The following is a 12086-nucleotide window of genomic DNA, read 5'->3' on the forward strand; positions in this document are numbered from 1 at the left end:
ACCTTGCCCGGGTGTGTTTGTGCCTCGGCGGGAGCCCGTTATGGGAAGGTTCCTGCCAAGGAACCGGGAGCCGGGTGAAAATGCAGATTGCGGTGATTGGGGCGGGCTATGTGGGCCTCGTCTCGGGGGCGTGCTTCGCAGAGTTCGGGATCGAGGTGTGCCTCGTGGACACCGATGCGTCCAAGATCGAGGCGCTCAAGGCCGGGCGGATGCCGATCTATGAGCCCGGCCTCGACAAGCTGGTCGCCGACAATGCGCGCGAGAAGCGGCTGCGCTTCACCACGGAGCTGGCAACGGCGGTGAATGGCGTCGACGCCGTGTTCCTGGCGGTCGGCACCCCGACCCGCCGCGGCGACGGCCACGCCGACCTGTCCTATGTCTTCGCCGCCGCCGAGCAGGTGGCCCGCGCCGCCAAGGGTCCCCTGGTCCTCGTCACCAAGAGCACCGTTCCGGTGGGGACCGGGCGCCGCATCAAGCAGCTGGTGCGCGAGGCACGGCCCGACCTGGACATCGCCGTCGCATCCAACCCGGAATTCCTGCGCGAGGGCGCGGCGATCGGCGACTTCATGCGCCCCGACCGCGTCGTGGTGGGCGTGGAGGAGGGCGAGACTGGGGAGCGCGCGGCCGAGGTGCTGCGCCGCCTCTACCGCCCGCTCTACCTGATCGAGCGTCCGGTGATGGTGGTGGGGCTCGAAACCGCCGAGATCATCAAATACGCCGCCAACGCATTCCTCGCCATGAAGATCTCCTTCATCAACGAGGTGGCCGACCTTTGCGAGAAGGCCGGCGCCCATGTGCAGGACGTGGCGCGCGGCATCGGGCTGGATGGGCGCATCGGACGCAAGTTCCTCCATGCCGGGCCAGGCTATGGTGGCTCCTGCTTTCCCAAGGACACGCTGGCCTTCGCCCGCACCGGCCAGGATCTGGGCGCGCCGCTGCAACTGGTCGAGGCGACGATCGACATCAACGACCGGCGCAAGAAGGCGATGGCGGACCGGGTGATCGCGGCCTGTGGCGGTTCCGTCGCGGGCAAGACGGTCGCGGTGCTGGGCCTGACCTTCAAGCCCGAGACGGACGACATGCGCGACGCTCCGTCCCTCGACATCCTGCCGCGGTTGATCGAGGCCGGCGCGACCGTCCGCGCCTTCGACCCGGAGGGGATGTCGCACGCCCGGCAGATCCTTCCCGAGGGCATCCACTACGCGAAGGGTGCGCTCGACGCTGCGAAGGACGCTGACGCGCTGGTCGTGCTGACCGAGTGGAACGAGTTCCGGGCCCTGGCGCCACAGCGCCTCGCCGAGGCGATGCGAGGCAAGGTCCTGGTGGACCTCCGCAACCTCTACGAGCCCAAGCTGATGCGTGAAGCGGGCTTCGAGTACAGTTCCGTCGGACGACCCTGAGACGAGTGGCGGCCCGGGGCCTTTGCGCCCGGGCCGCCGGCGCCATCAAGCCACCATCAGAAGCAGCAAGCCCAGGCCGAGCAGCAGGCAGGCCGGGAGCTTCACCCGTGTCAGCAGGTCGGTCAGCCAATCCTGCTGGACCGGGCGAGGCTCCGCACCCGCGCTCCCGTCCATGGGATGGCGCCGCATCGTCCCGCCGATTCGGGTCCTCTTCTCGCCCATTGCGGCCTCTCCGGCTGGCTCGAATTCGGGGAGGGACTTAACCGCCCGGCAAGCGGCGGAATATGCGAAATCGGCACGGGCACGGGAACTCAGGCGGAGCGGCGCCCGTGCCGCAGCGTGGCGAGCGGCGCTTCGCCGAATTGCGCGCGGTAGGCGGCGCTGAACCGGCCGAGTTCCCAGAAGCCGAAGCGCGTGGCCGCTTCCGTCACGCTCGCCGCCTCGCCCCCTTCCAGCACGGCACGGACGCGCACGAGGCGCCGCGCGCGCAGATAGGCCGCTGCGCTCATTCCCAGGACGGAATTGGCGCAGGCATTGAGCGTACGCAGCGGCACACCGAGTTCGGCGCAGACCTCGATCAGGGAGCGGTGATCCGTTTCCCGTTCCGCGATGGCGACCAGCCCATCGGCGATGGCGGCGCGGCGGGCCAGCGACGGGGAAGGGGTCTCGGCCGCGGGAATCCCAGCGAACAGGGCACCGAGAACCTCATTCAGCAGCCCGTCCACGAGCCGGTCGGTGCCGACCCAGCCAGGCGCGTTCAGCGCTGCCTCCGCTGCTTTCAGCAGGGCGCCGCATCGCGCCGGGGAAAGGGGCAGGAACATCGCGCTGGCACGCGGCTTTGGCAGCTCGACCCCGTGGAGCTGCCGCGCCGCCTCCAGCAGTCGGGGCAGGGGAAAGCCCAGATTCCACCAGGGCTGGCCGGCCGGCCATTGCGTGTGCACCTCGGCCTCCGCCCGCCACCAGACCAGCGTGTTCAGCCCGAAAACTTGGCCCTGGATGCGCGGTCCGCGATCCTCCCCGATGGCCAGGCTGAAGGTGGCGCGCGGACCGGTGGCGTTGTGGAAGGTGACGGGCAGGTTGACGCGGCCCAGGTGGACCAGCGTCTCGTCCAGGACCAGGCGCCGCCGCCATCCTGCGAAAGGCCCGCGCCCGCGCAGGATCAGCCGCGATGGGAAGCGCGTGCTGGAGGTCGCGCCGAAGGCCTCGGGATTCTCCGAGCGGATCTCGAGCACCCGTGCCGTGGGGTGTGGGGAAGGCATGGCCGCGTTGCGCGTAGGAGGGCCGAGCCATGCTGTCCAGCCAGGGCCTTTGCGCATCGCTCCGCGGGTGCCAGGATTCGCCGCGAAGGAGGACAGGACGATGCGCCGGAGCGGTGATCCCTGGCTTCGCCTCCTGCGCATCCTGACGCCGCGCGGGATGCGTGGCTTCCTGTTCCCGCTGATCCTGCTCGGCTCCGCGCTCGGTGCCTGGCTGGCCACGCAGCGCCCGGCACCGGACAGCGCCTTCCTGTCCTGCGCCGCGACGGATGGCGACACGCTTCGCTGCGGCGAGGAGCGCGTGCGCCTGCTGGGCCTGGACGCGCCCGAGATGTCCGGCCGCTGCGCGGATGAAAGCCGCCGCGCCCGCGCCGCGCGCGACCGCCTCGCCGCGCTGGTGCAGGGCGGCGTGCGCCTCGCGCGGGACGGGGAGGACCGTTATGGCCGCACCCTCGCCACCGCTTTTGACCGCGAGGGGCGCGACCTGACCCGCATCCTGATCCGTGAGGGCCATGCGCGCCCCTACGACGGACGAACCCGCCGCCAGGGCTGGTGTTGATTCGCTTGCGCCCCAGCGAAATTGGTCATACCAATCCGGTATGACCAATCCGGCGCCCGAACGGGCCGGGACGGGTCGGGAGGAAACGGAAGGCGCGCAGGGGCTGATCGGCCGCTTGCTGCCCTTCATCGCCCATCACCGCCTCGCCCCCGGCGACCGCCTCCCCTCCGAGCGGGAGCTGGCTTCGCGTTTCGGCGCCTCACGCCCCGCGCTGCGCGAGGCACTGGCGGTGCTGGAAACCCTGCGCATCGTTGAGCGCCGGCCCAATTCCGGCATTTTCCTGCGCGCCGTGGACCGCCAGGGCTCGATCGATGCCATGGTACTGCAGGCCGAACTCGGCGTGCCGCTCTCGGAGGACGAGGTGCGCGAGGTGGTGGAGCTTCGCCGGATCATGGAACTCCAGGCCATGCGCCTTGCCGCCGCGCGGCGCACCGACGCCGACCTCGCGCGGCTCGATGCCGCGCTGGAAGCGGGCGCGCGCTGCGTGGCCGAGGGAACCAACCTCGCCGACGAGGATTCGGCCTTCCACCTCGCCATCGTGGAGGCGACGGGCAACCGCGTCTTCCTGCGCGTGGTGAACAGCTTCTACCTGATGTCGCGCGAGCGCCGCCGGACCTATTTCCGCGACGGCACACGCGCTGCCCAATCCCACGCGCAGCACGCGGCGATGCGCGACGCCATCGCCGCGCGCGACCCGGACCGCGCCGAGGCCGCAATGGGAAGTCACCTGCGCGGGGTGGAAAGCTACTGGATGGAACTGCTGAGGCGCCGAGCCACGGGGGAGAGCGAATGAAGGTCACCGATGTCACCTGCCACATCCTGCAAAGCAAGGTGGAGCAGCCTTTCGTTTCCGCGCGCGGCTGGGTGTATTCCACCCGCTCCTCCTGCGTCGTGGAGATCAGCACCGACGAGGGCATCACCGGCTGGGGCGAGTGCTACGGCCCGGCCGCCGTCAACAAGGCGCTGATCGAGACGCAGTACAAGCCGCGCGTCATCGGCAAGGACCCGTTCGACGTCGAGGTGGTGTGGGAGGACCTCTACAACCGCATCAAGGATTACGGCGCGCAGGGCTTCAGCATCACGGCGCTCTCGGGCATCGACATCGCGCTGTGGGACATCATGGGCCGCGCGGTGAACAAGCCGATCCACAAGCTCCTCGGCGGCGCGCACCGCAAGGAAGTCCAGGCCTACGCCACCGGCCTCTACTTCATCGACATGGACCGCCTGGTCGAGGAAGCGGTGGAGGAGGCCGAGAAATACGCGGCCATGGGCTTCCGCGCCATCAAGATGAAGATCGGCCTCGGCGACCCCAAGCTGGACGTGCGGCGCGTCGCCGCCGTGCGCAAGGCGATCGGCCCTGACATCAAGCTGGCGGTGGACGCCAACCATTGCTTCACCGTGCCCCAGGCCATCCGCCTCGGCCGCGCGATGGAAGAGCTGGACCTGCTGTGGTTCGAGGAGCCGATCAGCCCCGAGGACCACGAGGGCTACCTCGAGGTGACGCGCTCCCTCGACATGGCGGTGGCGGGCGGCGAGAACGACTTCACCCGCTGGGGCTTCCGCGACATCATCGCGAAGAAGGCGATGGACATCGTCCAGCCCGATTTATGCGCCGCCGGCGGCATCAGCGAATGCCGAAAGATCGCCGCCATGGCCTCGGCGCACGGCGTGGAATGCGTGCCGCACGCCTGGGGCAGCGCCATCGGCCTCGCCGCCACGGTGCAGTTCCTGGCGGCGCTGCCCGACACGCCGCCCGCCTTCCGCCCCATGCCGCCGATGCTGGAATACGAGCAGACGCCCAACCCGCTGCGCGACCACCTGGCGAAGGAACCCATCGTGCAGACGAACGGCATCGTCCCTGTCCGCGACGCGCCCGGCATCGGCATCGAGGTCGATCGCGCCATCCTCCAGCAATACAAGGTCGCCTGACGATGCTCGTCGCCCTCACCGACCCCATCCACCCCGACGGCGAGGCGAAGCTGCGCGCAGCCGGCCACGACGTCCAGCTTCCCGGAGCCGACGGCCTCGACGCGCTGCTGGCACGGGCCGAGGCGGTGGTGGTCCGCCGCAACCTGCCGCCCGATTTGTGCGAGCGCTCGCCGCGCCTTCTGGCCGCCGTGCGCCAAGGAGTTGGTGTGGACATGATCCCGGTCGGGAACTGCACCGCGCACGGCGTCCTCGTCGCCAACGTGCCCGGCGCCAACGCGGATTCGGTCGCCGAGTTCGCGGTGGCGCAGATGCTGGACATCTGCCGCTCGCCCCGCGCCATGCACGCCGCCCTGCCGGGTGAGGGCTGGGCGAAGGCGCGGGCCCGCTCCGACGCGGCGCGCGAGCTGCGCGGCAAGACGCTGGGCATTGTCGGCGTCGGCGCCATCGGCGCGCGCCTTGCCGAGATCGCGGGGCTCGGCTTCCGCATGCGCGTGCTGGGCCACCGCCGCGACCGCAACGCCCTGCCGAAAGGCGTGGAGTACGCCGATCTCGACACGCTCTTCGCGGAAAGCGACTTCGTCGTCCTGGCCTGCCCGCTGACGGAGGAAACGCGCGGTCTCGCGAATGCCGCGCGCATCGCCCGCATGAAACGCGACGCCTGGATCCTCAACGTGTCGCGCGGCCCGGTGATCGAGGAGGCGGCGCTGGTGGACGCGCTGCGCGGGGGTCGCATCGGCGGCGCGGCGCTGGACGTGTTCGACGTGCAGCCCCTCGCGCCCGACCACCCCTACATGGCGCTGTCCAACGTGCTGCTCACTCCGCACGTCGCGGGCCTGTCGCAGGAGGCGGTGGTGCGGATGAGCACCGGCGCGGCGGAGCAGGTCATCCAGATCCTGCGCGGCGACCGCCCGCAGCACTTCATCAACCCCGAGGCCTGGGAGGCGTCGCGCGCCCGCCGCGCCGCGCTCGGCCTGGAAGGCGTTTCCGCATGAAGATCACCGGAGTCCACGCCACCTGGTGCCGCGTGCCCATCCCGTATGAGCGCCAGCACACCAGCGATTTCGGCCGCGTCCCCACCTTCGATTCCGTGATCGTCCGTGTGGACACGGACAAGGGCATCACCGGCTGGGGCGAGGCGAAGGCGGGCGTGGGCAGCGCCGCCGCCTGCGCCGGCCTCGCCGCCATCATCAACCTGGACTACGCGCCGCTGCTCGTCGGCCAGGACCCGCGCGACATCTCCCGCCTGTGGGACGTGATGTACAACACCCCGCGCGAGGGCTACGCGATCGCGAAGGGCCACGCCCTGCCGCAGGTGGGGCGCCGCGGCCTGTCCATCTCCGCCATCGCGGGTGTGGATGTCGCGCTGTGGGACATCCTGGGCAAGTCGCTCGACGTGCCGGTGTGGCGGCTCATCGGCGGCAAGCGTGCGGACCGCATGCCGGCCTATGCCTCGGGCGGCTGGGCGGATGCGGCCAATATCGGGCCGCAGCTGCAGGGCTATTGCGACAAGGCCGGGTTCCGGGCGGTGAAGATGCGCGTCGGCGTGATGGACGGCTCGCCCGCCGGCTCGGCCGCCCGCGTCCGCGCGGCGCGCGAGCATCTGGGGCCCGACATCAAGCTGATGGCCGACGCGCACGGCACCTGGACCGTGGCCGAGGCCCGCGCCTTCTGCCGCATGGTCGAGGATTGCGACCTGTTCTGGTTCGAGGAGCCGGTGAACGCCGACGACAAGCGCGGCCTCGCCGAGGTGCGCGCCTGCTCCACCGTGCCGATCTCCACCGGCGAGAGCGAGTTCACCCGCCATGATTTCCGCGAGATCGCGGAGCTTCGCGGGGCGGACGTGCTGCAGCCCGATCTCGCCATCGCCGGCGGCCTCACCGAGGGGATGCGGATCGGCGCCATCGCCTCCGCCTACAATCTCCGCCTCGCGCCGCATCTCTGGTCCGGCGCGCCGGCCTTCGCGGCGGGGCTGCACCTCGCCGTGTCGCAAACCTCGGGCTTCATCCTGGAATACTCGCTGGGCCACAACCCGATGCTGCACGACCTGATCGAGGAGGATTTCACCGTGGTGGATGGCCATGTGGAGATCCCGGACCGGCCAGGCCTGGGCATCACCGTTCGCCAATCCTTCCTCGACGAATACGGGGTGCGCGCATGAAGATCGCGAATATCGAGGCTTTCCCGACCTCCTTTCCCGTGCCGCCGGGCGGTGGGGTGGCGCTCGGCGTCGGGCGCGCGGTGAAGCGGGACGCGGTGGTCGTGAAGGTCACCACCGATGACGGCGTCGTGGGGTGGGGCGAGAGCCATCACGGCCGCGCCCACACCGCCGTCGCCGCCCTGCTGGAAACGACGCTGAAGCGCCTCGCCCTCGGCATGGAGGCGACGGACACGGTCGGCGTCTGGCACAAGATCTACAAGGGCCAGCTGGCGTCCCACGGCATGGGGGCGGGCTGTGCCCTCGCCATGTCCGGCCTCGACATGGCGCTGTGGGACATCCGCGCCAAGGCGGCGAGGATGCCGCTCTACCGGCTGCTCGGCGGCGCCTCGCGCCCCGTGCCCGCCTATGCCGGCGGCGTCGCCCTCGGCTACCAGCCCCCGGCCGAGCTGGTGGACGAGGCACGGCCGCACATGGAGGCCGGCTACCGCGCGGTGAAGCTGCGCGTGGGTGACACGGTGCCGCTCGACATCGCGCGCATGGAAGCGATCCGCGCCGCCTTCGGCGACGAGGTGGACATCCTGACCGACGCCAATACGGCTTACCGGCTGGAGGACGTGCGCCGCGTCATGCCGGCCATGGACGCGCTCGGCATTGGCTGGCTGGAGGAACCCTTCCCGCCGCACGACCACCGCGCCTATCGCGAGGCGCGCTCCTACGGGCGCACGCCGCTCGCGGTGGGGGAGAACCACTTCACCCGTTTCGAGTTCGCGCCGCTGCTGGAGGGGGGAGCGGTGGGCATCTGGCAGCCCGACCTGTCGAAATGCGGCGGCATCACGGAGGCGCTGCGCATCGCCGCCATGGCCTCCGCGTACAAGATCCCGATCCACCCGCACTCCTCCATGACCGGGCTGAACCAGGCGGCGACAATCCATTTCCTCTGCGCCCTGGACAATCCGGGCTATTTCGAGGCCGACGTGTCGCGCTCCAACCTGTTCCGCGACGCGCTGGTCTCCACGCCCTGGACGCTTTCCCCCGACGGGACGGTGCGTCCCAACGAGGCACCGGGAATCGGCGTCGAGGTGGACGAGGAATGGCTGCGCGCCCATCCCGCCATCGAGGGGCCCGGCTACGTGTGAACGCGTCTCAACCACCGACCGCCCCGCGAGACGGGCGGCGCCACAGAAGGAGGACACGATGACTGAACGACTGAATCTCGGCCGGCGCCTCGCGGGGCTGGCCCTCGCGGCCGGGCTGGCGCTGGGCGCGGGCACCGCGGCGGCGCAGGACGCTTTCCCGCGCGGCCCGGTGCGCTTCATCGGCGCCTTTGCCGCCGGCGGCACCTCGGACCTCATCACCCGCATCCTGGCCGAACAGCTTTCCACCCAGCTGAACGAGCGCGTGGTGGTGGATGTGCGGACCGGCGGCGGTGGCGTGATCGCGACGCAGGAGCTGGTGCGCGCGGCGCCGGACGGGCAGACCATCCTGCTCGCCTCCATGGGCATCCTCACCATCACGCCGCAGATGCAGCAGGTTCCTTACAACGTCGAGACGGACATCACGCCGGTGGCCGCCGTCGCTTCCGTCTACAACCTGCTGGTGACCGGGCCACGCTCGGGCATCAATTCCTGGCGCGATCTGGTGGAGCGTGCCAAGGACCGCTCCCGCACCACCACCTGCGCCACGGTGGGTGCCGGCTCCTCGCAGCAGCTTTCCTGCATCCTGTTCGGGGCGCTGACGGGCGCGCCGATCACCCAGGTGCCGTATCGCGGCGGCGCGCCGGCCATCGTGGACATCGCCGCCGGGCGCGTGGACGTGATGTTTGGCAACATGCCGGAATTCCTCGGCCAGATCCGCGATGGCGGGCTGCGGCCGCTCGCCTATGGCGCTTCCGCCGCCTCGCCGCTGATGCCGGAGCTGCCGGTGATCTCGCAGGACGGGCTACAGGGCTTCACCATCCCCTCCTGGTTCGGAGTGGTGCTGCCCGGGCGCACGCCGCAGCCCATCGTCGCCCGCTGGAACGAGGAGCTGAACAAGGCCCTGGCCTCGCCGGAGGTGCAGCGCCGCTTCGCCGAGAACGGGCTGCAGCGCATGGGCGGGTCGCAGGAGGATTTCCTGCGCCAGATCGCCACTGACCGCCAGCGCTGGGGCGGCATTATCCGCGAGCACAACATCCGGGCGGATTGAGGCTCACCTCGCGCCCAGCGCCACCTCCGCGAGCAGCGGCAGGTGGTCGCTGGCCCGGCGCGCGGCCGGCGTGTCATGCGCCCAGAGCCGCGCGACGAGACCCGCCGGATGCGACAGCACCCGGTCCAGCGCCAGCAGGGGCCGGAAGGCGGGAAAGGTCGCGACCTGGGGTGGCACGCCGCATTCCGGCACCAGCACCGAAAGCGCGCCCTGGTCCAGCCGCCTTTCGTTCAGGTCGCCCAGGATCAGCGCAGGCAGATGCGGCCATTCCCGCATCGCGTCCAGCAGCACGCGCGCCTGCATCGCCCGCCGGCCGGCCCCCAGCGACAGATGCGCCACCAGCACGCGAACCGGCCCATGCCCGAGGTCGAGATCGGTCATGATCGCGCCGCGCGGCTCCATGCCGCCCAGCCGCACCCCAACCGGGCCGCGCAGCACCCGCGCGCCCTCGCGCGCCATGAGGATATTGGAGCGGAACCCCTGCTGCCCCACCGTCACCCGCAGCGGAACGAGGCCCGTGCGCGCACGGATCGCCTCCTCCTCCAGCATCGGCTTGCCGCGCGCCAGGTAATGCTGCGCCTCCTGCAGGGCGAGCAGGTCGCAGCCCAGCTCCGCGATCACCTCCGTCGCCAGTTCCGGGCGGAAGCGTCCGAAGGCGGCGCGGCCGCGATGGATGTTCCAGGTGCCGACGCGCATCATGGCTTGCGCCTGTGCAGCGCGCCGGCGAGCGCCGCGCCTCCCGCCGTCAGCACCACGTCAGTCCAGGTGTCGGTCCAGTCGCCGATGATGTCCACCAGCCACTCGAACACTTCCCACGCCACGCCGAGGGCGAAGCCGAAGACGCAGCACAGCATCGTCATGCGCGCGCGCGAGCGGGGCGCGCCGTCGGCCAGCACCAGCCCGGCGAAGACCGCCCCCGCCAGCGCCCCGTTGGCGAGGTGCACGAACTCGTCGAAGGGATTGGCGCCATAGAACCAGCCCAACCCGTAACCGGGGCTGGTCAGCACCGTGCCCAACACCGGCGCGACGTCGTAGAGGCGCGGCAGGCGACGGACGCGTTGGGGCAGCACCGCCATGCGCTCGCGCGGCGGCAGGATCAGCCCGAGGCATCCGAGCCCGGCCAGCAGCGTGCCATAGGTCGCGCTGCCCTTGCCGAGGCTCCAGAACCACGCCGCCATGGCGAGCAGCGCGAGCATCGCCACCCAGGCGAGGGGCGAGTGGCGGGACAGGTCCGCCCGGGTCAGTGGGGCCAAGGCGGCGTCCTTCTGCGGCTCACCTTGCGGCAACGCCGGTGACGCCGCGCGGCTTCCGTGCTGCGATGCTGCCATGGGCCAGCGATTCATTCCCGCCGTCTTCATGCGCGGCGGTTCCTCCAAGGGCGTGTTCTTTCATGCGCACGACCTGCCGGAATCACGGGAGGCGCAGGCGGCGATCTTTCTGCGCGTCCTCGGCAGCCCGGACCCGAACGGGCGGCAGCTCGACGGCATGGGCGGCGGCGTCTCCTCCCTTTCCAAGGCCGCGATCATCGGCCCGTCCACCCATCCGGAGGCCGATCTGGACTACACCTTCGCGCAGGTTTCGGTGGACCGGCCGGTGGTGGATTGGGGCGCGAATTGCGGCAACCTTTCCTCCGCCGTCGGGCCCTTCGCGGTGGATGAAGGCCTGGTTCGCGTCGCGGACGGCGAGGTGCTGATCCGCATCCACCAGGTGAACACACGGCGCATCATCCATGCGCGCTTCCCGGTCCAGGATGGCCGCGCCGTGGTGACCGGCGACTTCGCCATCGCCGGCGTGTCCGGCACCGGGGCGCGCATCCGGCTCGATTTCCTTCATCCCGGCGGCGCCACCACCGGGCGCCTCCTGCCCAGCGGCGCGGTGGCAGAGGAGATCGACGGGGTGCGGATGACGCTGGTGGACGCCGCCAACGCCGTCGCCTTCGCCGATGCGCGCGATTTCGGCCTGTCCGGCGCGGAAGCGCCGGAGGCGATCGAGGCCGACGCGGCGCTGATGGCACGGCTCGACCGGCTGCGCCGCCTCGCGGGTGTGCGGATGGGGCTGGCTGCCACGCCGGAAGCGGTGGGCCTCGCCAATCCGAAGATCGCACTGGTCGCCCCGCCGCGCCCGTTCCGCGCGCTGGACGGCACCGCATAGGACGCGGCGAGTCACGAGATCACGGTGCGGATGCTGTCCATGGAGCGCGTGCACCGCGCCGTGCCGCTGACGGGCGGGCTGTGCCTGGGCGTGGCTTGCCGCCTACCCGGCTCTGTCCCCCACGCCGCCGCGTCGCGCCCGGCGCGGGAAGAGGAGATCCGGGTCGCCAACCCGTCCGGGGTGCTGAGCGTCGGCGCCGAGGTGTCGGAAGGGGAAGCGCGGAGCGGCGTGGTGTTCCGCACCGCGCGCCGCCTCATGCAGGGCGCTGTGGCTCTTCCGTAAAGCTTTCCTCGGGGTCCTCGCCCTCCTTCTTCTCGGGCGTGACCCCGGTGCGCCGCACCGGCGTCCAGGAGGGCGGATCGCTGGCGGGGAAGCTTTCTTCCGAAGCTTCCTGCACTTCGTCCTTTTCCGGCGGCTTGGCCATGGGCCGATCCTTTCCTGCCTGTGGC

General features: G+C 70.9%; 13 protein-coding genes and 1 pseudogene. 9 read left to right on the top strand and 5 right to left on the bottom strand.

Going from position 1 to position 12086, the window contains the following annotated elements:
- Window positions 1-80: 80 nt before the first annotated feature.
- Entirely contained in the window at window positions 81-1400 is a 1320-nt protein-coding gene (locus tag OF850_RS05685) for a UDP-glucose dehydrogenase family protein (protein WP_301589189.1), read from the top strand.
- Window positions 1401-1445: 45 nt separating this feature from the next.
- Here OF850_RS05685 and OF850_RS05690 read toward each other — a convergent pair whose 3' ends face one another.
- Together OF850_RS05690 and OF850_RS05695 are read right to left on the bottom strand one after the other, a co-directional pair.
- Entirely contained in the window at window positions 1446-1622 is a 177-nt protein-coding gene (locus OF850_RS05690; RefSeq protein ID WP_301588954.1) for a hypothetical protein, read from the bottom strand.
- An 89-nt stretch (window positions 1623-1711) separates the two neighbouring features.
- Entirely contained in the window at window positions 1712-2659 is a 948-nt protein-coding gene (locus OF850_RS05695; protein ID WP_301588955.1) for a helix-turn-helix domain-containing protein, read from the bottom strand.
- Window positions 2660-2759: 100 nt separating this feature from the next.
- Between OF850_RS05695 and OF850_RS05700 the strand changes: the two genes are divergently transcribed.
- Genes OF850_RS05700 through OF850_RS05730 form a run of 7 tightly spaced genes read left to right on the top strand, consistent with a single transcriptional unit; the run spans window position 2760 to window position 9486 of the window.
- Complete coding sequence (locus tag OF850_RS05700) at window positions 2760-3215, top strand: thermonuclease family protein (protein WP_301588956.1); 456 nt, start codon at window positions 2760-2762, stop codon at window positions 3213-3215.
- Between the two features lie 40 nt (window positions 3216-3255).
- Window positions 3256-4008 carry a FadR/GntR family transcriptional regulator gene (locus OF850_RS05705; RefSeq protein WP_301588957.1) on the top strand — a complete coding sequence of 251 codons (753 nt, stop codon included), beginning with the start codon at window positions 3256-3258 and terminating at the stop codon, window positions 4006-4008.
- Window positions 4005-5144, top strand: a complete 1140-nt coding sequence (locus OF850_RS05710) for a mandelate racemase/muconate lactonizing enzyme family protein (protein WP_301588958.1) — start codon at window positions 4005-4007, stop codon at window positions 5142-5144. Before OF850_RS05705 ends, OF850_RS05710 begins: the two co-directional genes overlap by 4 nt.
- Window positions 5145-5146: 2 nt before the next feature.
- Window positions 5147-6136: a hydroxyacid dehydrogenase gene (locus OF850_RS05715; RefSeq protein WP_301588959.1), complete on the top strand. Its 990-nt coding sequence runs from the start codon at window positions 5147-5149 to the stop codon at window positions 6134-6136.
- The gene (locus tag OF850_RS05720; RefSeq protein WP_301588960.1) at window positions 6133-7302 is read left to right on the top strand and encodes a mandelate racemase/muconate lactonizing enzyme family protein; all 1170 of its coding nucleotides are present in this window, start codon (window positions 6133-6135) and stop codon (window positions 7300-7302) included. The genes OF850_RS05715 and OF850_RS05720 overlap by 4 nt, the downstream gene beginning before the upstream one ends.
- On the top strand, window positions 7299-8438 hold the full coding sequence (locus OF850_RS05725) for a mandelate racemase/muconate lactonizing enzyme family protein (protein ID WP_301588961.1): 1140 nt from the start codon (window positions 7299-7301) through the stop codon (window positions 8436-8438). Before OF850_RS05720 ends, OF850_RS05725 begins: the two co-directional genes overlap by 4 nt.
- A gap of 58 nt (window positions 8439-8496) precedes the next feature.
- Entirely contained in the window at window positions 8497-9486 is a 990-nt protein-coding gene (locus tag OF850_RS05730) for a Bug family tripartite tricarboxylate transporter substrate binding protein (RefSeq protein ID WP_301588962.1), read from the top strand.
- Window positions 9487-9489: 3 nt separating this feature from the next.
- Here OF850_RS05730 and OF850_RS05735 read toward each other — a convergent pair whose 3' ends face one another.
- Window positions 9490-10185, bottom strand: a complete 696-nt coding sequence (locus OF850_RS05735; protein ID WP_301588963.1) for an endonuclease/exonuclease/phosphatase family protein — start codon at window positions 10183-10185, stop codon at window positions 9490-9492.
- Window positions 10182-10739, bottom strand: a complete 558-nt coding sequence (locus tag OF850_RS05740) for a hypothetical protein (RefSeq protein WP_301588964.1) — start codon at window positions 10737-10739, stop codon at window positions 10182-10184. Before OF850_RS05740 ends, OF850_RS05735 begins: the two co-directional genes overlap by 4 nt.
- Before the next feature lie 103 nt (window positions 10740-10842).
- Here OF850_RS05740 and OF850_RS05745 point away from each other — a divergent pair.
- A pseudogene (locus OF850_RS05745) lies at window positions 10843-11919 on the top strand (PrpF domain-containing protein).
- Here OF850_RS05745 and OF850_RS05750 read toward each other — a convergent pair.
- The gene (locus OF850_RS05750; protein WP_301588965.1) at window positions 11891-12061 is read right to left on the bottom strand and encodes a hypothetical protein; all 171 of its coding nucleotides are present in this window, start codon (window positions 12059-12061) and stop codon (window positions 11891-11893) included. The pseudogene OF850_RS05745 and the gene OF850_RS05750 sit on opposite strands and share 29 nt — an antisense overlap.
- Window positions 12062-12086 lie beyond the last annotated feature (25 nt).

Source organism: Sabulicella glaciei, from assembly GCF_026183895.1.
GTDB lineage: Bacteria > Pseudomonadota > Alphaproteobacteria > Acetobacterales > Acetobacteraceae > Roseococcus > Roseococcus glaciei.